The organism is Streptomyces sp. NPDC048349 (genome assembly GCF_040651925.1).
In the GTDB taxonomy this organism is placed as follows: domain Bacteria; phylum Actinomycetota; class Actinomycetes; order Streptomycetales; family Streptomycetaceae; genus Streptomyces.
The window spans coordinates 24,404-46,488 of sequence record NZ_JBEZLA010000034.1 but is presented as its reverse complement, the minus strand read 5'-3'; the positions used below and the strand labels follow the sequence as shown (position 1 = coordinate 46,488).

Below are 22,085 nucleotides of genomic sequence, written 5' to 3'. Positions count from 1 at the left end.
CAGTCTTTACTCACAGCAGCATTTACCTACGGGCAGGAGGGACGGGGTGCCTTGCGCCCCGTATGGATGGACGTGAAGCGATACTTCCGTGGGCCGGTCATGTGGATCGTGCTGGCCGTCCTCGCCGTGGTCGTGTTGATGAATGTCGTCGGCTCCGGCGGCGGCTACAAGTCGGTGGACACCAGCGAGGTCATCAAGGCGATCAACAGTGGCCAGGTGGAGACAGCGAAGCTGACCACCGGCGACAGCCAGATGATCAAGATCGAGCTGAGCGACGGCCAGAAGCTCGGCAAGCACGACGGCACCAAGTTCCAGGCCAACTACATCGGGGATCAGGGCGTCCAGCTCGCCCAGAACCTCCAGACCAAGTACGAAGCCGGTCAGATCCCGGACGGGTACTCCGTCACTCCGGACAAGACCAGCCCGTTCCTGAGCGTGCTGCTTTCGCTCCTGCCCTTCGTCCTCATCGTCGTGGTCTTCCTGTTCCTGATGAACCAGATGCAGGGCGGCGGCTCCCGGGTCATGAACTTCGGGAAGTCCAAGGCCAAGCTCATCACCAAGGACACCCCGAAGACCACGTTCGCCGACGTCGCGGGCTCGGACGAGGCCGTCGAGGAACTCCACGAGATCAAGGAGTTCCTCCAGGAGCCGGCGAAGTTCCAGGCCGTCGGCGCCAAGATCCCCAAGGGCGTGCTGCTGTACGGCCCGCCCGGCACCGGCAAGACCCTGCTCGCGCGCGCCGTCGCGGGCGAGGCCGGTGTCCCCTTCTACTCGATCTCCGGTTCCGACTTCGTCGAGATGTTCGTCGGTGTCGGTGCCTCGCGTGTCCGCGACCTGTTCGAGCAGGCCAAGGCCAACGCCCCGGCGATCGTCTTCGTCGACGAGATCGACGCCGTCGGCCGGCACCGCGGTGCGGGTCTCGGCGGCGGTCACGACGAGCGCGAGCAGACCCTCAACCAGCTGCTGGTCGAGATGGACGGCTTCGACGTGAAGGGCGGGGTCATCCTGATCGCCGCCACGAACCGTCCCGACATCCTCGACCCGGCGCTCCTGCGCCCGGGCCGCTTCGACCGGCAGATCGCGGTCGACCGTCCGGACATGCAGGGCCGTCTGGAGATCCTCAAGGTCCACCAGAAGGGCAAGCCGGTCGCTCCGGACGTCGACCTCTCGGCCGTCGCCCGGCGCACCCCCGGCTTCACGGGTGCCGATCTGTCCAACGTGCTGAACGAGGCGGCGCTGCTGACCGCCCGCTCGGACAAGAAGCTGATCGACAACCACATGCTGGACGAGGCCATCGACCGCGTCGTGGCGGGCCCGCAGAAGCGGACCCGGATCATGTCGGACCGGGAAAAGAAGATCACCGCGTACCACGAGGGCGGACACGCCCTGGTCGCGGCGGCCTCCCCGAACTCCGACCCGGTCCACAAGATCACGATCCTGTCCCGCGGCCGGGCGCTGGGCTACACCATGGTCCTGCCCGACGAGGACAAGTACTCGACCACGCGCAACGAGATGCTCGACCAGCTCGCGTACATGCTGGGCGGGCGCGCGGCCGAGGAGCTGGTCTTCCACGACCCGACCACGGGCGCGGCGAACGACATCGAGAAGGCCACGGCGACGGCCCGCGCGATGGTCACCCAGTACGGCATGACCGAGCGCCTGGGTGCGATCAAGTTCGGCGGCGACAACACCGAGCCGTTCCTGGGCCGCGAGATGTCGCACCCGCGGGACTACTCGGAAGAGGTCGCGGCGCTGGTCGACGAAGAGGTCAAGAAGCTCATCGAGACCGCGCACAACGAGGCGTGGGAGATCCTCGTCGAGAACCGTGACGTCCTCGACAACCTGGTCCTCGCGCTGCTGGAGAAGGAAACGCTGAACAAGGAGCAGATCGCCGAGATCTTCTCCACGATCGTGAAGCGTCCGGCCCGCCCCGCGTGGACCGGCTCCTCCCGCCGCACCCCCTCCACCCGTCCGCCGGTGCTCTCTCCCAAGGAGCTCCAGCTGACGAACTCGGCGAACGGCACCTCGGCGGCCACCGCCGCCACGCCGGTCTCCACGGAGAAGGGCATCGAGGTGGCCCCGGAGGACCGCGCCGAGTAGGTCGCGGACCCGATCACCCGGAATGGAAGCCGCGCCCCCCAGGTTCTAGCCTGGGGGGCGCGGCACTTTTACAGGAACGAGGAAGCAATGACGGACCCAGTGACCCTGACCGGCGGCGAGGGCACGATCGGCGAGTTCGACGAGAAGCGCGCCGAGGCGGCGGTCCGTGAGCTCCTCATCGCGGTCGGCGAGGACCCCGACCGCGAGGGCCTGCTGGAGACCCCGGCGCGCGTGGCGCGGGCGTACAAGGAGATATTCGCCGGCCTCTACCAGAAGCCCGAAGAGGTCCTGACCACGACGTTCGACCTCGGGCACGACGAGATGGTCCTGGTGAAGGACATCGAGGTCATGAGTTCATGTGAGCACCACCTGGTCCCGTTCCATGGCGTAGCCCATGTGGGATACATACCCTCCACCGACGGCAAGATCACCGGCCTGTCGAAGCTGGCCCGCCTGGTGGACGTGTACGCCCGCCGCCCCCAGGTGCAGGAGCGGCTGACCACGCAGATCGCGGACTCCCTGATGGAGATCCTGGACCCGCGCGGGTGCATCGTGGTCATCGAGTGCGAGCACATGTGCATGACCATGCGCGGGGTCCGCAAGCCCGGTGCGAAGACGATCACCTCGGCGGTCCGCGGCCAGCTCCGCGATCCCGCGACCCGCAACGAGGCGATGTCCCTGATCATGGCTCGCTGAGCGGAGCCCGGCCCGCAGCGCCCGCAGGGCCGACAGGTCCCGCCGCTCCCGGGCGGCGGGGAGCCGCCTAGGCGGCGGTGGCGGGGGCCTTGCCGGGGTCGTCGTCCTCCGGGAGCTTCAGGACGTGCTCCAGGAAGAGGGCCGCCGCGATGACCGCCGCGCCCGCCAGGACCGAGAAGCCGGCGTACCAGGCCTGGTCACGGCGGGCGGGGACGTCGAGGGCGTTGGTCAGCAGGAAGACGCCGACGCCGCCGTAGGCGCCCGAGACCAGGGCCGCGACGAGGGCGCTGGCCTGGCCGAAGACCACCGCGCGGGCCGCCATCAGCGGCTCCACGCCCTTGGCCTCCGGCCGCCGCTCGCGCTGTGCCTTGAGGCGGGAGCGCATCGACAGAGCGGTCGCGAGGAGGATCGCGGCGATGACGCCCAGCACGATCGGCGCGGCCAGGGGAACGCCCGGCAGGGTGCCGTACGCGTTCCACAGGCGGGCGCCCGCCCAGGACAGGACCCCGGCGACGACGAAGATCCCCGCCAGAACCGCCGGCCTCAGTTGCTTCACGTGCCAGATCCCCGCTTCCCGCGCCGTCCGTCAGCAGTCCACAGACTAACGACTACTCCGGCAGGCGGAGTTCCAGGTCGGGGCGCGGCGTGATGCCCGTGAGGCCGATTCCGGCCAGCAGCGCGCTGACGCCGCCCTGGCCCGGGATCTGGGCCTCGGGGTCGATGTCGTGCCAGGGGGCCAGCACGAAGGCGCGCTGGTGGGCGCGCGGGTGCGGCAGGGTGAGGACGGGGTCGTCGGAGACCACGTCGGCGTACGCGACGATGTCCACGTCGATCGTGCGCGGGCCCCAGCGCTCCTCGCGGACGCGGTCGAAGGCCTCTTCGATGGCCTGGCCGCGCTCCAGGAGCGAGGACGGCGGCAGCGTGGTCCGCACCTTGACGACCGCGTTGAAGTACGCGGGCTGGGAGCCGGGGTCGACGCCCCACGGCTCGGTCTCGTAGACGGGGGAGACGGCCTTGACCCGCAGGCCCGGGGTGTCGCCGAGGGCGTCGATGGCGCCCTGCAGGGTCTCCAGCCGGTTGCCCAGGTTCGCGCCGAGGGCGATCACGGCCCATTTCGGGTTGGACAGGGTGGTGTCCGCCGCGTCGACCGTCTCGACGACCGAGGCGGGGACCGGCTGGACGGTGGGGTCGCTCTGTGCGTTCAGTCCGTTGTTCATGCGCGGCTCCGGGTGATCGTGATGGTCACGTCGTCGAAGGGGACCGTGATGGGCGCGTCCGGCTTGTGGACGACGACCTCCACCTGTGCCACCGCTTCGTGCTTGAGGCACTGCTGGGCGATCCGCTCGGCGAGGGTTTCGATCAGGTCGACGGGCTCTCCCTGGACCACGTCGACGACCTCCTCGGCGACGACCCCGTAGTGCACGGTCTTCGCCAGGTCGTCTCCGGCCGCCGCGGGGCGGGTGTCGAGGTGCAGCACCAGGTCGACGATGAAGGTCTGGCCCTCCTCGCGCTCCCGGGGGAAGACGCCGTGGTGCCCGCGAGCCTTGAGGCCGCGCAGCGCGACACGATCCACGCGAATCACTCCTGCTTTCGTAGGTTCTTCCGGTCCCGGGGCTCCCGGGGCCATGGGCCTACGCCGAGTGCGGTCGGCGTCGTCCGACTTCGAATTTACCTGCGAAATACTCCGGACCCCGCCGGAGGGGTCAGGAGGCGTCCTCCTCCTCGTCCTCGTCCGACTCCGTGAGCACCGGGGATCCGTGGTGGGACCACAGGCGCCAGCCCTCGGATGTGCGTCGGAACACATTCGTGGCGACGACCAGCTGGCCCACGAGCGGCCCGAGCTCCCCGCCGTCCTCCGCGGGCCCGCCGCTGAGGATGTTCTCCGTGCACGTGACCAGGGCGGTGTCACCGATGACGGCCACCTTGGTGTCGGTGAGGAAGAACTGGATGTAATCGGTGTGGGACATGATCAGCGCGTACGAGCGCAGCACCTCGCCGCGGCCGGAGAGCACCGGCCAGCCGGGATGCACGCAGGAGATCTCGTCATCGAGCCAGAGTGCCGACAGCGCGTCGAAGTCCCCCCGCTCCATGGCCTCGTAGAAGGCCGTGTTGACCTCTTCGACCGCCTCGATGTCGGTTCTGCTCACAGGGCTCCTTCTCGGTTGGTCACAGCGCTCCTTCCACGGCCCGGGCCACCCGAACCGCGTCCGCGGTCGCCCGTACCTCGTGGACCCGGACGGCCCAGGCGCCCTGGTGGGCGGCGATGGCGGAGACGGCTGCCGTGGCCGCGTCGCGCTCGCGGGCGGGCGGTGGGGCGGCGTCGGCCGCGCCGGCCAGGACCCGGCCGAGGAAACGCTTCCGCGAGGCGGCGACCAGCAGGGGGAAGCCCAGGGCGCGCAGCTCGGGCAGGCGGGCCACGAGGGCCAGGTCGTGTTCGGCGTTCTTCGCGAAGCCGAGTCCGGGGTCGACGAGGAGCCGCTCGGGGGCGATGCCGCCGCTCACGACCGCGTCGATCCGGGCCTGGAGCTCGGCGGTGACCTCGGCCAGGACGTCCTCGTAGACGGCGAGGCTGTTCATGCCTTCGCTGAAGCCGCGCCAGTGCATCACCACGAAGGGCACCTCGGCGGCGGCGACGGCGGGGATCATTCCGGGGTCGGCGAGGCCGCCGCTGACGTCGTTGACCAGGAGCGCGCCGGCGTCGACGGCCCGGGCGGCGACGGAGGCGCGCATGGTGTCCACGGAGACGGTGACGCCCTCGGAGGCCAGGCCGCGCACGACGGGGACAACGCGGCGCAGCTCCTCCTCCTCGTCGACACGGGTGGCGCCCGGCCGGGTGGATTCGCCGCCGACGTCGATGAGGTCGGCGCCCTGGGCGGCGAGGTCGAGGCCGCGCTTGACGGCCGCCGTGGTGTCGAACCAGCGGCCGCCATCGGAGAAGGAGTCGGGGGTGACGTTGACGACGCCCATGACCCCGCAGCGGTCCCAGTCCGGCAGACCTGCGACCCGGCCCCTGCCGGTGGCTCCGCGCTTGGTGTTCATAGGTCCAAGGGTAGGGCTGACCTGGATACGGCAGGGCCCCGGCGCCTGTCGGGCTGCCGGGGCCGGGGCGTGCGCACTACCCCCGTACGGGCGGGTACCGGGGCCGTGTGCGTCCGTACGGGCGGCTACGCGGCCTGGACCTCGCGTTCCGGCTGCTTGGCGACCGCCGTCATGTGGTGGTGCGCACAGGTGCGGACGGGCTTGGGGCGGCGGCGGCTGGCGAACAGCCGGGGCAGCGCCAGCGTCACGAAGCCCTCGGCCTGCATGGCGGCGAAGCCGATGCGGGGCAGGTCGCGGGTGGTGCGGAAGACCACGAAGCGGGGCTCCCAGCGGGGGCGGAACTTCGCGTTGAACTTGTACAGCGACTCGATCTGGAACCAGCGGGAGAGGAAAACCAGCAGGTTGCGCCACATCCGAAGCACCGGGCCGGCGCCGATCTTCTCGCCGCGGGCCAGGGCCGAGCGGAACATCGCGAAGTTCAGCGAGACCTTCTCGATGCCGAGTGAGGGGGCGGCCTCCAGGGAGGCCACGATCAGCAGTTCGTTCATGCCGGGGTCGGCGGCGCGGTCGCGGCGCATCAGCTCCAGCGACATGCCGTCGGCACCCCACGGGACGAAGTGCAGGACGGCCTTCAGGTCGCCGAAGGGGCTGGTGTCGCCCTCCTCGGTGCGGTGGGCGGTGGCGATGAAGCAGTCGCCGTCGCCCGGGTCGCCGACCCGGCCCAGGGCCATGGAGAAGCCGCGCTCGGTGTCGGTGCCGCGCCAGGCCTCGGCTGCGCCGCGCACCTGTTCGAGCTCGGTCTCGGTGAGCTCGCTGACCCGGCGGACCTTGGTGGTGTAGCCGTTGCGCTCGATGCGCTTCACCATCTGGCGGACATTGCGCATGGCGCGGCCCGAGAGGGAGAAGTCTTTGACATCGACAATCGCCTCGTCACCCAGCTCCAGGGCGTCCAGGCCGGTTTCGCGGGTCCAGACTTCGCCGCCGGTCTCGCTGCAGCCCATGACGGCCGGGGTCCAGGAGTGGGCCTTGGCCTCGTCCATGAACCGCTCGATGGCGCCGGGCCAGGCCTCGACGTCGCCGATGGGGTCGCCGGAGGCGAGCATCACCCCGGAGACGACGCGGTAGGTGACGGCGGCCTTGCCGCTGGGGGAGAAGACGACGGCCTTGTCGCGGCGCAGCGCGAAGTGCCCGAGGGAGTCGCGGCCGCCGTGCTTGGCGAGGAGCTCGCGCAGCTTCGTCTCGTCGTCGGCGGTGAGGCGGGCGGCCGGGTGCTCGGGGCGGAAGGCCAGGTAGATCGTGGTGAGCGCGGTCAGCATGCCGAGGGCGCCGAGGGAGTAGCCGACGGTCCAGGACACCCGGCCGGCGTAGGCGACGGGGCCCTCGAAGCCGAAGAGCCCGAACACGACGTGCTTGATCTGCTCGTACAGGCTCGGGTTGCCGACCACCTTCTCCGGGTGGACGTTGACGATGAGCAGGCCCAGACCGATGGAACCGGCGCTCATCAGGACGAAGTTCGCGAGCGCCTTCCAGCGGCTGCGCGGGTCGGGCAGCGCCTTGAACTCACCCTGGTGGCGCAGCAGCAGCGCGAGGAGCACCGCCGCGATGATCACGCCGATGACCGAGTGCCGGTAGGTGAACTGCGCCGCGGCTCCTGCCGGGAGCAGCACCACGGCGGCCCGCCAGGCCCGCCGCTTGTGCCGCTTGAGGCCGTGGGCGAGCAGCAGCAGCAGGACGCCCGCGCTGATGGACATGGCTGCGGCAAAGGGGCCCAGGGAACCGGGCAGCACCTCGGTGACGGCGTGGATCCGGCTGTGCCGGAACCGCGGGAAGACGCCCGCCGCGATGTCCAGAAGGCCGACGATCATGACGGCCGAACCTACGAGGCCGGGCACGGACTCCGGTCGTGGTCCGCGGAGGATTCGGCGGACCCGCTTCGGAACCTGTCCGGACTTATCGCCATCTATCCTGCTAGACATCGCTTCCCGTTGCTCCGCGAGAGATCATGTGGCCGAAGGCCGCGACAGCCTCCGGGTGTGGTGCGTCCATTAGGACGACATCGACGGGGAGCGGGTTCACTCTTCCGTCGGAAATTTCCAGTCCTGCCATCAGAAAGTCGACTGACTGCTCATGGGTCTCACCAGTAATACGGTTCTGGCGCTGGCCGTCCTGGCCGGTGTGCTGCTGTTCGCCGCCACCATCTGGTTCTGGCCGAAGCTCTCGGGCCGCACCTGGCGCGCGTTCACCGGCCGGATCGGCCTCCTGCTGGCGACCCAGCTGGCGCTGTTCTCGGCGGTGGGGCTCGCGGCCAACAAGTCGTTCCTCTTCTACGGTTCCTGGGCCGACCTGTTCGGCCAGGAGACGTCCATGGGCAAGGTCGTCGACCACTCGATGAGCAGCAAGGACATCAAGGTCGTCGACAAGCAGAAGCTGGACGTGCCCGGCGGCGCCAAGCCTCAGGTCGGCGGGCAGATCCTGAAGGTTGCCATATCCGGGCAGAAGTCGAAGATCACGAGCCCCGGCTACGTGTGGCTCCCGCCGGAGTACTTCCAGCCGCAGCACAAGGACGAGAACTTTCCGGCGTCCATCGTCCTGACGGGGTATCCGGGCACCGCCGAGAACCTGATCAAAGGGCTCGACTACCCGATGAAGGCCTTCAGTCTGTCCAAGGCGGGCAAGATGAAGCCGATGATCCTGGTCATGCTGCGGCCGACCGTCGCGCCCCCGCGGGACACCGAGTGCGTGGACATACCCGGCGGCCCGCAGACCGAGACCTTCTTCGGCGTGGACCTGCCGCAGGCCATTCAGGACAGCTTCCGGGTGGGCAAGGAGCCCCGGAACATGGGCTTCATCGGCAACTCCACCGGCGGCTACTGCGCCTTGAAGATCGCCGCGCACTACCCGCAGACCTTCGGCGCCGCCGCGGGCCTGTCCGCGTACTACGACGCCCCCGACGACCCCACGACCGGCGACCTGTTCCACGGGGACGACAAGCTGAAGCAGCGCGCGAACGTCCTGCACAGCGTGCAGAACAAGAAGCCGAGCGGTACGTCCTTCCTCGTCACCAGCAGCGAGACGGGCGAGCCGAACCTCGTCGACACCAAGAAGTTCATCAAGCTGGTCAAGGGCCCGGACCGGGTCTCCTCGATCATCCTCGACAGCGGCGGCCACAACTTCAACACGTGGCGCCGCGAGATCCCGCCGATGCTGGTGTGGATGAGCGGCCGCATTCAGGCCTGACGGCCGCGCGGCGCAACGGCGCACGCACAGGGAAGGGCCCGACCGCCGCACAGGTCGGGCCCTTCGCCCTTTCTCACGCTTCTTGCAACCGCGCCCGGCGCAGCGCCCGGTGGACGCCCGCCGGGGTCAGTACGCCGATCAGCTCGCCCGAGTCCGGGTCCGTGACCCCGATCCGGCCCGAATCCTCCTGGAGCAGCGCGGAGAGCGCCTCGCGCAGGGACGCCCCCAGCTTCACGGCAGCCGCCGGGGCCGCGGACCCGCCGTCCGCCGATGCCAGGTCGGCCGCCCCGACCGCGGTGACCGCGAGCCGCTTGAGCCCGCGGTCCGAGCCGACGAAGGAGGCCACGTAGTCGGTGGCCGGCGCGGCCAGCACCGCCGCCGGGCTCGCGAACTGCTCGATGGTGCCCGCCCCGTACACCGCCATGCGGTCGCCGAGCCGGATCGCCTCCTCCAGGTCGTGGGTGACCAGCAGGATCGTCTTGCGCACCGACTTCTGCAGCGTCAGGAACTCGTTCTGCAGGCGCTCGCGCACCACCGGGTCCACCGCACCGAACGGCTCGTCCATCAGCAGCACCGGCGGATCGGCGGCGAGCGCGCGGGCCACGCCGACGCGCTGGCGCTGCCCGCCCGACAGCTGCTCCGGGTAGCGGCCGCCGTACACGGCGGGATCCAGCCCGACCAGTTCGAGCAGCTCCGCGGCGCGGGCCCGGGCCTTGGCCCTGGGGGTGCCGATGAGGTGGGGCACGGTCGCCGTGTTCTCCAGCACCGTCTTGTGCGGGAAGAGCCCGACCTGCTGGATGACGTAGCCGATCCGGCGGCGCAGCTCGACCGGGTCGGCGCCGGAGATGTCCTCGCCGCCGAGCAGGATCCGGCCGGAGGTCGGCTCGATGAGGCGGTTGACCATCTTCATCGTGGTCGTCTTGCCGCAGCCGGACGGTCCCACCAGCGTGACCAGTTCCCCCTCCGCCACGTCGAAGGACAGGTCCTCGACGGCCGTCGTCCCGTCCGGGTAGCGCTTGGTCACATGCTCGAATCGGATCACGTCCCCATCCTTCCCTACCCGCCCGCGCCCGACGGCGAAGGATTCATGAGGAGAGTGTTACGCGGCTGCGAAGGCTTCCGGCCGTTGTCCCTGCCGCGGGTTAGGGTCGTTCTCGTACGCGCGTCGGTGACGGGGGGTGAGGCATGGCCGGGCAGAACTGCCTGGTGGCGAACGACTGGATCTGCTGGGAGTACGTCTCCTCGCGCTCCCAGGAGCTCACCGACGCCACCCTCGAACACGTCTGGATCACGGGCGTGTCCGTCCTCATCGGCATCGCCGTGTCCCTTCCGCTCGCCCTGCTGGCCCGTCGGGGCCGCAGCTGGGCGGCTCCCGTGCTCGCCTTCACCACCTTGCTCTACACGATCCCTTCGCTCGCCATGTTCTCGCTGCTGCTGCCCGTGTTCGGGCTCTCGGCGGCGCTGGTGGTGACCGGCCTCGTGCTGTACTCGCTGACGATCCTGGTCCGCAACGTGCTGGCCGGCCTGGAGGCCGTACCCGAGGAGGTGCGGGAGGCCGCGCGCGGCATGGGGTACGGGCCGGGGCGGTTGCTGTGGCAGGTCGAACTGCCGCTGGCGCTGCCCGCGCTGCTCGCCGGAGTGCGCATCGCCACCGTCTCGACGGTCGCGCTGACCACGGTGGGCTCCATCGTCGGCAAGGGCGGCCTCGGCAACCTCATCGCCCCGGCCGTGAACAGCTCCTTCAAGGCCCAGGTGCTCACGGCCTCGGTGCTGTGCGTGCTGCTCGCGCTCGTGGCCGATCTGCTGCTGCTCGGCGTGCAGCGGCTGCTCACGCCGTGGACCCGCACCGGGGGCCGCGACGCCCGTGGCGCCCGGTCGGTCAAGGGGGCTTGAGGCGATGGGCGTCATGGGAGGGGCCTGGGACTGGCTGGCGAACGGCGCCAACTGGTCGGGGGAGAGCGGCGTCTGGCACCGGCTGGGCGAGCACGTCTACGTCAGCGGCATCGCCCTCGCGATCGCCTGCGCGGTGGCGCTGCCCGTCGGCCTGTTCCTCGGCCACCTCGGCAAGGGCGGCGCGCTCGCGGTCAACATCTCCAACATCGGCCGGGCCGTCCCCGTGTTCGCGGTGCTGGCGCTGTTCATGGTCTCCCCGCTGCGCAACGCCGGCTATCTGCCCACCATCGCCGCGCTGGTGCTGTTCGCCATCCCGCCGCTGCTGACGAACGCGTACGTGGGTGTGCGCGAGGTGGACCGCTCGGTGGTGGAGGCCGCCCGCGGCATGGGCATGTCCGGCGGCCAGCTGTTCTTCCGGGTCGAGCTGCCGCTCGCCCGGCGCCTGGTGATGACCGGTCTGCGTTCGGGCGCCGTCCAGGTCGTCGCCACGGCCACGATCGCGGCGATGGTCGGCCAGGGCGGTCTGGGCCGGATCATCACCGCCGGGTTCAACACGTACGACACCGCGCAGGTCGTCGCCGGCGCCCTGCTGGTGGCGGCGCTGGCCCTGCTGGTGGAAGGCGCCCTGCTGGTGGCGGACCGGCTGCTGCCGCGGCCGGCGGACGCCGCGTCCCGCTGATTCCCCCGTCCCGCTGATTTCCCTTCCCCGCTTCGAACGGAGTGTCTCCATGAGCAAGACCACGCGCGTCCTCGGCGCGTCCCTGGGCGCCCTCGCCCTGACGGTGTCGCTGGCCGCGTGCGGCGGCGACAGCCTGGAGAAGAGCAAGGACGGCGGCTCGGCCTCCTCCGCCGCAGGCGCCAAGGGCGCCCTGGTGATCGGTGCGGCCGGGTTCACCGAGTCCAACGTGCTGGCCGAGCTGTACGCGCAGGCCCTCAAGGACGCGGGCTACAGCACGTCCGTCAAGACGGTCAACAACCGCGAGCTGTACGAACCGTCGCTGGAGAAGGGCGAGATCGACGTCGTCCCGGAGTACGCGGCCACGCTCGCGGAGTTCCTGAACGCCAAGGTCAACGGCCCCAAGGCGCCCGAGGAGAAGCCGGTCGCGTCGAGCGACGTCGCGGCGACGGTGGCGGCCCTGGAGAAGCTCTCCGCCCCGCTCGGCCTCAAGGCGCTGCCGGCGGGCGCGGCGGTCGACCAGAACGCTTTCGCGGTGACCAGGGAATTCGCCCAGAAGAACAACCTGAAGTCACTTTCCGATCTTGGAAAGTCGGGCCTGAAGGTGAAGATCGCGGCGGGAGACGAATGCGCCGTCCGCCCCTTCTGCTCTCCGGGGTTGACGAAGACGTACGGAATCCAGGTTTCCGGTATTGACCCCAAGGGTGTCGGCACCCCGCAGGCCAAGCAGGCGGTCAAGGACGGCGCCGTCCAGCTGGTGCTGACCACCACGACGGACGCCACGCTCGACGCCTACGGTCTGGTCCTGCTCGAGGACGACAAGAAGCTGCAGAACGCCGACAACGTGCTGCCCGTGGTCAATGCCAAGGACGCGGGCGCCCCCGAGGTCGCGGCCGCGCTCGACAAGCTGACCCGGGTGCTCACGACGGCCGACCTGGTCGACCTGAACCGCAAGGTGGACGCCGAGCGCGCCAAGCCGGCCGACGTGGCGAAGGCCTACCTGGAGTCCAAGGGCCTTCTCACGAAGTAGGGGTCCGGGGTCGACGGGGAATGGGGGTCGACTGCCCGGCAAGAGATTGCCGGGCAGTACCCCACATGGCCTCTACTGCCTGTAAATTTCAGGCCATGCCCCGTGGACGCCACCGCAATCCCGAACCCCTGCACCGGCTGCTCACGCCGACGGCCGTCGCCGGTGTGTCCCTCGCCAGTGCCGGCGCGGCCTGGCTGCTCGCGGAACCAGTGGCGCTGAGGCTGCTCGTGGCCCTCACGGCGACCGCCGGGGTCGCGGGCGCCGTCGTGATGCGCGCCTGGGACCGCTCGGCGGGCCGCCGCGTCGCGGAGCTGGCGCGCGAGCGGGTCAAGGACGAGTGGAAGACGGACGAGCGGATAGCCGAGCTCGAATCCGATCTCGAGGAGGCCCGGCTGCTGCGGGCCAAGCTGGACGCCAAGCTGCGCGCCAAGCGCGTGGAACTGGCCGGGCTGCGCGGCGAACACGCCTCGCTGCTGCGGCGGTACGCGACCGCCGAGACCGAGCGCGCGAGCGCCCTGGAGGGCCGCCGGCTGCTGGCCATCGAGGCCACCGCCGGCCCGGCTGCGGCTCCCAGGGAACTCACGACGGGTTCGCAGGAGCGCACCTCGGCGGGCGCGCCCACCGCGGTCGGCTACGCCCGGGCCCACGCGGCGATGAGCGCACTCGCCCGCAGGACGCAGGGAACCCGGGAGCTGCCGGCGGCCCCGCCCGCACCCGCACCGGCCCCCGCACCCGCCCCGGCCCCCGCGGCCTCGGTCCCGGCCCGCCGGCCGGTCGCGGCGGTGGCCCCGTACGCGGCCCAGCGGCGCACCGCCTCCCGCGCCGAGGGCGGCTTCGACTTCTTCGGCACCAAGAACGCGGCGCAGGCCCGCGCAGCGATCGAGGCGGTCCAGAACGAGGACCTGGCCGACGTGGTCGGCGCGGAGGCCCTCGCGGTGCACGAGGCGGAGTCGGCGCGCACCCCGGCGGCCGAACCGGCGACCCCGGACGAGGCTCCGGCGGACAAGGCTCCGGCGGACGAGGCTCCGGCGGACGGGACTCCGGCGGACGGGGCTCCGGCGGGGGGCCAGGTCATCGACCTGACGGCGCATGACGAGACCGAGCCGATCGACGTGGCCCGGCTGCGCACCGCGATCTCCTAGGCCGCCCCCATACGGCCTGGCAGTCCCCGGACCGGGACGGCCAGGTCACGGGAACGCCAGGACGAGCGCCACGGCCAGGGTTTCCAGCAGGAGCGGCCCCGTGTGCTCAGAACAGCGGCAACTGCCCCGGGTGCGGCCCGAGGACGAATCCGTCCAGCGTCGGAGCCGAGGCGCCGAGCACCACCCGGGCCCGGGATCCGGGGCAGGAGACCAGGTCGGCGCGCCCGCGTCCGTCGGGGGGATCGTGGCGGGCGATCCGGCCGGCGGTGACGGCGCAGTCGCGGCCGCAGGCAGGGCAGGCCCGGCGGGGGGAGTGGGACATGCCCCCAAGTCTGCCCTGCCGCACCGACATCAGCCCCGCTGGGCGGCCAGCCACGCCTCGTGGGCCTGCGACACCCGGTCCCACAGGGCCGCCCGGTCCGTCGGCGTCAGGTCGTCGAGCTTCCGCCCGAAGACGGTGGCGATGGCCTCGTAGAACTCCTCCGGGGTCGCCAGCTCCCGGTCGCTCGGCCCCTTGGCCAGGTCGATGCGCGTCAGGATCCGGCCGCGCATGATCTCGATGGACTCGGCGTCCCGGCGCAGCAGGGCCAGGGTGCGCACGAAGGAGGAGTCCTCGGCGGTGGACAGCCTCAGGTGCTCCGCCTCGAACTCGTCCATGCCGGCCGCGGCGGACCGGAAGTTCATCTGGGGGAAGGGGCTGCCCGGGTTGTAGTAGGTCCAGCCCTCCAGCGGTCCGGCCAGCCGTTCCAGCCGGTAGGCGAAGGCGCCCTGCTCGTAGCCGCCCTCGCGCAGCGGCAGCGGTTCGTGGGGGCCGTCGCCGAGGCCCACGTCGACGAGGTACGCGGCGCCGTCGACCCGCACGGTCAGGGCCAGGTGGTTGCCGTTGACGTCCTGCGCACCGGTCTCCTCGTAGACGCCGCCCACGTGCCGGGTCACGTCGTAGCCGAGGTGGTCCAGGAGCGCGGCGAAGGCCCCGTTCAGGTGGAAGCAGTAGCCCCCGCGTCCGGCGGCGAACCGGCGCGCCGACAGCTCGGGGCCGATGCCGGGCGGGCGGCCGAGCTGGATGTCGATGTTCTCGTACGGGACGCGCTCCAGGTGGGCCCGCTGCAGGGCGAAGAGCCCTTCGGCGGAGGGCGCGCCGGGGTCGGGCACGCCCAGTCGTCGCAGGTACGCGTCGAATATGCCAGAAGTCATGTGATCACCCTATGGGGCACATGCCTGGATTGTGCGTCAAATGGCCTGTGGAGCGCGCTACTTGTCGATGTCCCCGACCACGAAGAACAGCGAGCCCAGGATCGCCACCATGTCCGCGACCAGGGTCCCCGGCAGGAGCACCGCCAGCGCCTGGATGTTGTTGTAGGAGGCGCTGCGCAGCTTCAGCCGGTACGGGGTCTTCTCGCCCTTGGAGACGAGGTAGTAGCCGTTGATGCCGAGGGGGTTCTCGGTCCAGGCGTAGGTGTGGCCCTCGGGGGCCTTCAGGACCTTGGGCAGGCGCTGGTTGACCGGCCCCGGCGGGAGTTCGGCCATCCGGTCCAGGCAGGCCACGGCGAGGTCGAGCGCATTGTGGGTCTGGTCCAGCAAGACCTCGAAGCGGGCCAGGCAGTCGCCCTCGGGCCGGGTGACCACGGTCAGGACGTCCTGGAGCTCGCCGTACGCGAGGTACGGCTCGTCGCGGCGCAGGTCGAAGTCGACGCCGGAGGCGCGGGCGATCGGGCCGGAGACCCCGTAGGCGTGCACCGCCTCGGCCGACAGGACGCCCACCCCGCGGGTGCGGCCGCGGAAGATCTCGTTGCCGTGGACCAGCTTGTCGTAGACGTCCATGCGGGTGCGGACGTCGGAGATGGCCTCGCGGGCCCGGCCGAGCCAGCCGGCCGGGAGGTCCTCCTTGAGGCCGCCGACGCGGTTGAACATGTAGTGCATGCGGCCGCCGGAAATCTCCTCCATGACGGCCTGGAGCTCCTCGCGCTCGCGGAACGCGTGGAAGATCGGGGTGATCCCGCCCAGTTCGAGCGGGTAGGAGCCGAGGAACATCAGGTGGTTCAGCACCCGGTTCAGCTCGGCCAGCAGCGTCCGCATCCACACGGCCCGCTCGGGGACCTCCATGCCGAGCATCCGCTCGACCGCCATGACCACGCCGAGCTCGTTGGAGAACGCGGACAGCCAGTCGTGGCGGTTGGCGAGCATCACGATCTGGCGGTAGTCGCGGGCCTCGAACAGCTTCTCCGCGCCGCGGTGCATATAGCCGACCACCGGCTCGGCGCTGACGATCCGCTCGCCGTCCAGGACGAGGCGCAGGCGCAGCACGCCGTGCGTGGAAGGGTGCTGGGGGCCGATGTTGAGCACCATGTCGGTGCTCTCCGCCGCCCCGCCGATGCCGACCGTGGTCTCCGTCATGGCGGCATTGTCTCAGCCCTACGCTTGAGGAATGGAAACGGGGACGACGGGTGAGACGGGCGGGCCCGTGTGGGTGGGGCTGCCGGGCGGGCTGCTCAGGCTGCGCCGGGTGCTGCTGGCGGTCTGGACGGCGGTGGCGTTGGTGGCGACCGGCGTCGTGGCGGGCTTGTTCCTCGGCCCGCTCTGGGCCCTGCTGGGGGTGGTCTGGCTGCTCGTCCTGGCCGGGGGCTGGGTGCTGATCGGCCGGAACTGGCGCTCCTGGCGGTACGCCGAGCGCGCGGACGACCTGCTGATCAGCCGGGGCGTGCTGTGGCGGGAGCAGACCGTCGTCCCGTACGGGCGGATGCAGCTGGTCGAGGTGGCCTCGGGCCCGCTGGAGCGGCGCTTCGGGCTGGCCTCCGTACAGCTGCACACGGCCGCCGCGGCGACCGACGCCAGGATCCCGGGCCTGGTGCCCGCCGAGGCGGAGCGGCTGCGGGACCGGCTCACCGAACTCGGCCAGGCAAGGTCGGCGGGCCTGTGACCGGCCCCGTCGCCGAGCCGGGGGAAGGCCCCGGGGACGGCACCGCCTCCGGCCCCGTGGCCTTCCCCGGGGAAGGCGCCGTGGACGGCCCCGGGGACGGCCCCGGGGACGGCCCCGGGGACGGCCCCGTGGACGGCCCCGTGGACGGCACCGCCTCCGACCCCGTCGCCGGCCCCGAGCAGCGGCTGCACCCCTTCACCCCGCTGCGCCGCGCGTGGGTGCCGATCGCGGCGACCCTCGGCGTGGTCCTCCAGCAGGGCGCCAGGGCGCAGGCGTGGATAGCGGACCAGCCCGCCGCGCTGCGGGTCCTGGCGCTGGCCGCCCTGGTCCTCGTCTTCGGCCTCTACGGGTTCTTGAGCTGGTGGGTCACGTACTACTCCGTGACCGACACGGAGCTGCGCATCCGCACCGGCCTGCTCTTCCGGCGCACCGCGCACATCCGGCTCGACCGGATCCAGGCCGTGGACGTCACCCGGCCGCTGCTGGCCCGCCTCGCGGGGGTGGCGAAACTGCGCCTGGACGTCATCGGCACCGAGGACAAGGACGAGCTGGCCTTCCTCTCCGAGAAGCGGGCCGTCGCCCTGCGCGCCGAGCTGCTGGCCCGGGCGGCCGGCTTCGCCCCCGAGGAGGCGGTGCGCCTGGGCGAGGCCCCCGATCGGGAGCTGCTGCGGGTGCGCCCGCGCGACCTCGTCGTCTCCCTGCTGCTGAGCCTCGGCGTCTGGGCGGCGCTGGCCGGCGGGCTCACCGCGCCGGTCGCCGTGTGGTGGGTCAGCTCCAGCCCCTGGGCGGCCCTCGTCACCCTGCTCCCGCTGCTCGGTGCCGTGTGGGCGGGCAGCGCGGGCCGCTTCCTCGCCGAGTACGACTGGCGGGTCGCCGAGTCCCCGGACGGGCTGCGCCTGGACCACGGACTGCTGGACCGGGCCCACGAGACGGTCCCGCCGGGGCGCGTGCAGACCGTACGGATCGTCGAGCCGCTGCTGTGGCGGCGGCGCGACTGGGTCCGGGTGGAGCTGGCCGTGGCGGGTTCGAAGAACGAGGTCCTGGTCCCGGTGGCCTCGCGGGCCGCCGCGCACGCCGTGATCGCCCGGGTGCTGCCCGGGGTGGACCTGGCGGCCCTGTCCTTCACCGGCTCCCCCGCGTCCGGTGCGCGCTGGGTGGTCCCGGTGTGGTGGAAGGGATACGCCCTGGCCGTATCCCCGGAGGTGTTCGCCGCCCGGCACGGCCGGCTGTGCCGCCGTACGGAGATCGTCCCGCACGCCAAGGTGCAGAGCGTCCGGCTCGCGCAGGGGCCCTGGGAGCGCGCCCGCGGCGTGGCCGACGTGCACGTGGACACCGGAGCGAACGGCACGGTCACGGCCCGGCTGCGGGCGGACGGCGAGGCCGCCGAGCTGCTGCGCGCCCAGGCCGCCCGTGCGCACACCTCCCGTGCGTCGGCCCGGCCGGACCGGTGGATGACGCAGAGCGGGCCGTAGCCGGCAGGTCGTGGCGCGTGGGCCGGACGGGCGGCCCGCTGCGGCACACGAGGTAACTGTGTGATGGACCGAGGAGCCCACCGGTCACTCCGGGTAGCGAAGGGAGCAACGGATCCTCGACCTGATCCGCAGTCAGCAACCGCAAGGACAGCCCCGATGCTCCAGAACACCCCCCGCTTCCTTCGCACGGCCCGCGTGGCCGCCCCCGCCCTCGCCGCCTTCGCCATGACGATGGCGTTCGCGGGCCCCGCGGCCGCCGACCCCTCGTACGTGACGCGGCAGTCCGGCGAAGTCCGCTTCGCGGCCCTGCCCGGCGAGCAGAACACCGTCACATTCGGCCCCGGACCCGGCGGCACCCTCAGGGTCACGGACACGACGAGCACGCTCACGGCCGGTCCCGGCTGCACCCAGGTGGACATCCACACCGTCCACTGCGGCTCGCTCGCCACCGTGACCCGGATCCAGGCCTCCCTGGGCAACCAGAACGACAGCCTGGTCAACAACACGGCGGTTCCGTCGGACGTCGACGGCGGAGCGGGCGAGGACACCCTCACCGGCGGCGGCGGCAACGACCGCCTCACCGACCCCGACGGCTGGAACGCCTCCACCGGCAGCAGCACCACCTTCGACGGGCGCGGCGGCAACGACACCATCGTCAGCAGGAACGGCGGCTTCGACCGGATCCTGTGCGGCGGCGGCTTCGACATCGTCGTCGCCGACCAGGCAGCCCTGGACACCGTCCCGACGGGTGCGAGCTGCGAGTTCGTCATCCGCTGACCTGCCGGCGTCCCCCGGGCCGGGCAGCCTGGGGGACGCCGCGTGCACTGCGGCGGGACTGAAGGAGACGACCTAGCCGAGGCCGCCGCCGCCCGCCCGGACCAGGCCCGTCTCGTACGCCAGGACCACGACCTGGACCCGGTCGCGCAGACTCAGCTTCGTCAGGATGCGGCCCACGTGGGTCTTGACCGTCGCCTCCGACAGGACCAGCCGGGCCGCGATCTCACCGTTCGACAGGCCCTGGGCCACCAGCAGCATGACCTCGCGCTCGCGCTCCGTCAGCCGCTCGATCTCCTTGTTCTGCGGCTCCTGCGTGGCCGTCGGCAGCATCGGGGCGAAACGGTCCAGCAGCCGCCGCGTCGTCGACGGGGCGACGACCGCGTCGCCGCTGTGCACCGAGCGGATCGCCGCCAGCAGCTCGGCCGGCGGCACGTCCTTCAGCATGAAGCCGCTCGCCCCCGCCTTCAGCCCGGAGAACGCGTACTCGTCCAGATCGAAGGTGGTCAGGATGATCACCTTCGGGTGCTCCTGCGGCTCACAGATCCGCCGCGTCGCCTCGACCCCGTCGAGCCTCGGCATGCGCACGTCCATCAGCACCACGTCCACCTTCGTGGCCCGCAGCACCTCCAGCGCCTCCAGGCCGTCGCCGGCCTCGGCAACGACCTCCATGTCCGGCTGGGCGGCGAGCACCATGCGGAAGCCGGTGCGCAGCAGCATCTGGTCGTCGACCAGCATCACTCGGATGGACATCCGTCACCTCGTCCTCTTCAACTCTTCTTCAGGGGCAGCAGCGCGCTGATCCGGAAGCCGCCGCCGGGCCGGGGCCCGGTGTCCAGGGTTCCGCCGACCATACCGATCCGCTCGCGCATGCCGATCAGGCCGTGCCCGGCGCCGTCCGCGCCGCCGTCCTCGTACAACTCGTGTGCCGCTCCCCGTCCGTCGTCCTCGACCAGCAGGCCGAGCCCGTCGTCGAAGTAGACCAGCCGGACGCTCGCCTTCGCGTCGGGGCCCCCGTGCTTGCGGGTGTTGGTCAGCGCCTCCTGCACGATCCGGTACGCGGTCAGCTCGACGCCGCTGGGCAGCCGCCGCGGTGCGCCCTCGACCTCGAAGTCCACCGCGAGCCCGGCCGCCCGCACCTGCTCGACCAGGACCTCGATCTGCTCGACGTCCGGCTGGGGCACGTAGTCCTCGGACTCCTGCGGCTCGCCGGTGCGCAGCACGCCGAGCAGACGGCGCATCTCGGCCAGGGCCTGGCGGCCGGTGCCGGAGATGGTCTGGAGGGCCTCCTTCGCCTGCTCGGGCGCCACGTCCATGACGTACGCGGCCCCGTCGGCCTGGACCACCATCACCGACACGTTGTGCGCGACGACGTCGTGCAGCTCGCGGGCGATCCGGGCGCGCTCGGCGGCCACGGCCACCTTGGCCTGGGCCTCGCGCTCCTTCTCCAGCCGCTGGTTCCGCTCGATGAGCTGGGCGTAGTAGGCCCGCCGGGTGCGCAGGGAGTCGCCCAGCACCCAGGCGAGGACGAAGGGGACGATCATGAAGAGGGTGAAGAGGACGTTGTCGGTGTCGCTCGTGCCCTTGTCCACCCCGAACCGCAGGAAGTAGAGCGGTGCGGCGGCCAGCCCCCAGCCCAGCGCCGTGCGGGAGACCCAGCGCGGGACCTCGCTCGCGGCGACGGTGAACAGGATCACGAACATGGCGACGTCGTAGACCCCCGCGATGATCCCCGCGCCCAGCTGGAGCACGCCCGCCCCGAGCGTGAGCCAGAACATCGCCTGCGTCCACCTGCGGCGCAGCGCCACGGCCGTGCTCAGCGCGACCACCACGGGGACGGCGGCGAGCTTCAGGGGCCTGTCGAGGTCGGGCTCGCTCACGACGTTCAGCATCGAGACCCCGAAGAGGAGGACAGCCCAGAAGCTGTCGACGCCCGTCGGGTGTCTGCGGAGGAAGTCGTAGAGGCGCTGCACGTAACCCAGCGTAGGGAACGCGGATAGGTGCTGGAGTCAACCAGAGGTGCCAACCTCGCCCGGGGGGCGTACTCCCGAAGGTGGAGGGTGAGCATAATCTTCGTGCGGTGAGTGCCCAGGGTGAATACGCGACTCCGGTCCGGTGGCGCAGTGCGATGGAAGCCGCGCTGTACGGGCCCGGAGGCTTCTACGTGCGGCCGGGCGGGCCCGGTCCCGCCGGCCACTTCCGCACTTCGGTGCACGCCTCCGGGCTGTACGCGGGTGCTGTGGCCAGGCTGCTGCAGTGGGTCGACGCACAGCTGGGGCACCCCGCGGCGCTGGACCTGGTCGACATGGGCGCCGGGCGGGCGGAGCTGCTGGCCGGGGTGCTCGCGGCGCTGCCGGCCGAGGTGTCCGCGCGGGTGCGCCCGTACGCCGTGGAGCGCGCGGAGCGGCCCGCGGGACTCGACCCGCGGATCCGCTGGGCCGCCGCGCCACCCGAACGGATCACGGGGCTGCTCTTCGCCAACGAATGGCTGGACAACGTGCCCCTGGACATCGCCGAGGACGGCCGGTACGTCCTGGTCGCGCCGGACGGTACGGAGAGCCCCGGCGGCCCGGTCGACGCCGCGGACCTGGCCTGGCTGGAGCGGTGGTGGCCCGGCGGCGGCCGCGCGGAGATCGGCCGGGCGCGCGACGAGGCCTGGGCGGCGGCGGTGGCGGGCCTGGAGCGCGGCCTGGCGGTGGCGGTGGACTACGCCCACACCCGGGAGGCGAGGCCCCCGTACGGGACGCTGACGGGCTTTCGCGGGGGCCGGGAGGTGCCGCCGGTCCCGGACGGCAGCTGCGATGTCACCGCCCATGTGGCGCTGGACGCGTGCGCGGGCCCCGGCTCGGTGCTGCTGACCCAGCGCGAGGCCCTGGGCGCCCTCGGCGTCTCGGGTGCCCGCCCCCCGCTGGCGCTGGCGTCCACGGACCCGGCGGGCTACGTCCGCGCCCTCGCCGCCGCGGGGGAAGCGGCGGAACTGACCTCCGGCACGGGCCTCGGTGCTTTCGGCTGGCTGGTCCAGCCGGTCGGCATCCCGGCCTGGACCGGCGAGCACGCGTAGCGTCGGCGGCACAGCACGAGGGGACGGGACCCCTTCCGGGATTCCGCC

General features: G+C 71.8%; 23 protein-coding genes. 11 read left to right on the top strand and 12 right to left on the bottom strand.

Features of this window, described 5'->3' with window-relative positions:
- Positions 1-66 precede the first annotated feature (66 nt).
- Together ftsH and folE are read left to right on the top strand one after the other, a co-directional pair.
- Positions 67-2,100 carry an ATP-dependent zinc metalloprotease FtsH gene (ftsH, locus tag AB0D44_RS19725; RefSeq protein WP_362592347.1) on the top strand — a complete coding sequence of 678 codons (2,034 nt, stop codon included), beginning with the start codon at positions 67-69 and terminating at the stop codon, positions 2,098-2,100.
- Between the two features lie 87 nt (positions 2,101-2,187).
- Positions 2,188-2,796, top strand: a complete 609-nt coding sequence (gene folE, locus AB0D44_RS19720; protein ID WP_362461943.1) for a GTP cyclohydrolase I FolE — start codon at positions 2,188-2,190, stop codon at positions 2,794-2,796.
- A gap of 67 nt (positions 2,797-2,863) precedes the next feature.
- Here the strand turns inward: folE and AB0D44_RS19715 are convergent, their stop codons facing one another.
- The 6 genes from AB0D44_RS19715 to AB0D44_RS19690 form a co-directional block, all read right to left on the bottom strand.
- Entirely contained in the window at positions 2,864-3,352 is a 489-nt protein-coding gene (locus tag AB0D44_RS19715) for a DUF3180 domain-containing protein (RefSeq protein ID WP_362592344.1), read from the bottom strand.
- A 52-nt stretch (positions 3,353-3,404) separates the two neighbouring features.
- Positions 3,405-4,013, bottom strand: a complete 609-nt coding sequence (gene folK / locus AB0D44_RS19710) for a 2-amino-4-hydroxy-6-hydroxymethyldihydropteridine diphosphokinase (RefSeq protein ID WP_362592341.1) — start codon at positions 4,011-4,013, stop codon at positions 3,405-3,407.
- Positions 4,010-4,369, bottom strand: coding sequence for a dihydroneopterin aldolase (folB, locus tag AB0D44_RS19705; protein ID WP_030010912.1), 360 nt, complete (start codon positions 4,367-4,369; stop codon positions 4,010-4,012). Before folB ends, folK begins: the two co-directional genes overlap by 4 nt.
- A 130-nt stretch (positions 4,370-4,499) precedes the next feature.
- Positions 4,500-4,943 carry a nuclear transport factor 2 family protein gene (locus AB0D44_RS19700; protein ID WP_328926923.1) on the bottom strand — a complete coding sequence of 148 codons (444 nt, stop codon included), beginning with the start codon at positions 4,941-4,943 and terminating at the stop codon, positions 4,500-4,502.
- 19 nt (positions 4,944-4,962) lie between these two features.
- A complete protein-coding gene (folP, locus tag AB0D44_RS19695; protein ID WP_362592338.1) occupies positions 4,963-5,835 on the bottom strand; it encodes a dihydropteroate synthase in 873 nt (290 codons plus the stop codon).
- A 125-nt stretch (positions 5,836-5,960) separates the two neighbouring features.
- A complete protein-coding gene (locus tag AB0D44_RS19690) occupies positions 5,961-7,811 on the bottom strand; it encodes a phosphatidylglycerol lysyltransferase domain-containing protein (RefSeq protein WP_362592335.1) in 1,851 nt (616 codons plus the stop codon).
- Positions 7,812-7,962: 151 nt separating this feature from the next.
- Here AB0D44_RS19690 and AB0D44_RS19685 point away from each other — a divergent pair, with 151 nt between their 5' ends.
- Positions 7,963-9,072 (top strand): alpha/beta hydrolase-fold protein, encoded by a 1,110-nt coding sequence (locus AB0D44_RS19685; RefSeq protein ID WP_362592332.1) that lies wholly within the window; start codon positions 7,963-7,965, stop codon positions 9,070-9,072.
- A gap of 73 nt (positions 9,073-9,145) precedes the next feature.
- Here AB0D44_RS19685 and AB0D44_RS19680 read toward each other — a convergent pair whose 3' ends face one another.
- Positions 9,146-10,114 (bottom strand): ATP-binding cassette domain-containing protein, encoded by a 969-nt coding sequence (locus AB0D44_RS19680; RefSeq protein ID WP_362592329.1) that lies wholly within the window; start codon positions 10,112-10,114, stop codon positions 9,146-9,148.
- A gap of 143 nt (positions 10,115-10,257) precedes the next feature.
- Between AB0D44_RS19680 and AB0D44_RS19675 the strand changes: the two genes are divergently transcribed.
- The 4 genes from AB0D44_RS19675 (at position 10,258) to AB0D44_RS19660 (ending at position 13,813) form a co-directional block, all read left to right on the top strand.
- On the top strand, positions 10,258-10,965 hold the full coding sequence (locus tag AB0D44_RS19675; RefSeq protein ID WP_362592327.1) for an ABC transporter permease: 708 nt from the start codon (positions 10,258-10,260) through the stop codon (positions 10,963-10,965).
- A gap of 4 nt (positions 10,966-10,969) precedes the next feature.
- Positions 10,970-11,644, top strand: coding sequence for an ABC transporter permease (locus AB0D44_RS19670; RefSeq protein WP_362592324.1), 675 nt, complete (start codon positions 10,970-10,972; stop codon positions 11,642-11,644).
- A gap of 49 nt (positions 11,645-11,693) precedes the next feature.
- Entirely contained in the window at positions 11,694-12,671 is a 978-nt protein-coding gene (locus tag AB0D44_RS19665; RefSeq protein WP_362592322.1) for an ABC transporter substrate-binding protein, read from the top strand.
- Positions 12,672-12,766: 95 nt separating this feature from the next.
- Positions 12,767-13,813, top strand: coding sequence for a hypothetical protein (locus AB0D44_RS19660; protein WP_362592319.1), 1,047 nt, complete (start codon positions 12,767-12,769; stop codon positions 13,811-13,813).
- Between the two features lie 106 nt (positions 13,814-13,919).
- On the opposite strand, the gene AB0D44_RS19655 is transcribed toward AB0D44_RS19660, so the two are convergent.
- From AB0D44_RS19655 to AB0D44_RS19645, 3 genes are read right to left on the bottom strand one after another with little or no spacing between them, the layout of a single operon-like run.
- The gene (locus tag AB0D44_RS19655; RefSeq protein ID WP_362592316.1) at positions 13,920-14,135 is read right to left on the bottom strand and encodes a hypothetical protein; all 216 of its coding nucleotides are present in this window, start codon (positions 14,133-14,135) and stop codon (positions 13,920-13,922) included.
- Positions 14,136-14,164: 29 nt separating this feature from the next.
- The gene (locus AB0D44_RS19650; RefSeq protein ID WP_362592313.1) at positions 14,165-15,007 is read right to left on the bottom strand and encodes an arylamine N-acetyltransferase; all 843 of its coding nucleotides are present in this window, start codon (positions 15,005-15,007) and stop codon (positions 14,165-14,167) included.
- Between the two features lie 57 nt (positions 15,008-15,064).
- The gene (locus AB0D44_RS19645; RefSeq protein WP_362592310.1) at positions 15,065-16,207 is read right to left on the bottom strand and encodes an NADH-quinone oxidoreductase subunit D; all 1,143 of its coding nucleotides are present in this window, start codon (positions 16,205-16,207) and stop codon (positions 15,065-15,067) included.
- Positions 16,208-16,238: 31 nt separating this feature from the next.
- Here AB0D44_RS19645 and AB0D44_RS19640 point away from each other — a divergent pair, with 31 nt between their 5' ends.
- The 3 genes from AB0D44_RS19640 to AB0D44_RS19630 all read left to right on the top strand — a co-directional run bounded on the left by AB0D44_RS19640 (position 16,239) and on the right by AB0D44_RS19630 (position 18,979).
- On the top strand, positions 16,239-16,730 hold the full coding sequence (locus AB0D44_RS19640; protein ID WP_362592307.1) for a PH domain-containing protein: 492 nt from the start codon (positions 16,239-16,241) through the stop codon (positions 16,728-16,730).
- Positions 16,731-16,858: 128 nt separating this feature from the next.
- Positions 16,859-18,202, top strand: a complete 1,344-nt coding sequence (locus AB0D44_RS19635) for a PH domain-containing protein (RefSeq protein WP_362592420.1) — start codon at positions 16,859-16,861, stop codon at positions 18,200-18,202.
- Between the two features lie 156 nt (positions 18,203-18,358).
- The gene (locus AB0D44_RS19630; protein WP_362592304.1) at positions 18,359-18,979 is read left to right on the top strand and encodes a hypothetical protein; all 621 of its coding nucleotides are present in this window, start codon (positions 18,359-18,361) and stop codon (positions 18,977-18,979) included.
- Positions 18,980-19,051: 72 nt separating this feature from the next.
- On the opposite strand, the gene AB0D44_RS19625 is transcribed toward AB0D44_RS19630, so the two are convergent.
- A complete protein-coding gene (locus AB0D44_RS19625; protein ID WP_362592302.1) occupies positions 19,052-19,729 on the bottom strand; it encodes a response regulator transcription factor in 678 nt (225 codons plus the stop codon).
- Between the two features lie 17 nt (positions 19,730-19,746).
- The gene (locus AB0D44_RS19620) at positions 19,747-20,949 is read right to left on the bottom strand and encodes a sensor histidine kinase (protein WP_362592300.1); all 1,203 of its coding nucleotides are present in this window, start codon (positions 20,947-20,949) and stop codon (positions 19,747-19,749) included.
- Positions 20,950-21,104: 155 nt separating this feature from the next.
- Here AB0D44_RS19620 and AB0D44_RS19615 point away from each other — a divergent pair, with 155 nt between their 5' ends.
- Positions 21,105-22,037 (top strand): SAM-dependent methyltransferase, encoded by a 933-nt coding sequence (locus AB0D44_RS19615; protein ID WP_362592417.1) that lies wholly within the window; start codon positions 21,105-21,107, stop codon positions 22,035-22,037.
- Positions 22,038-22,085: the final 48 nt, after the last annotated feature.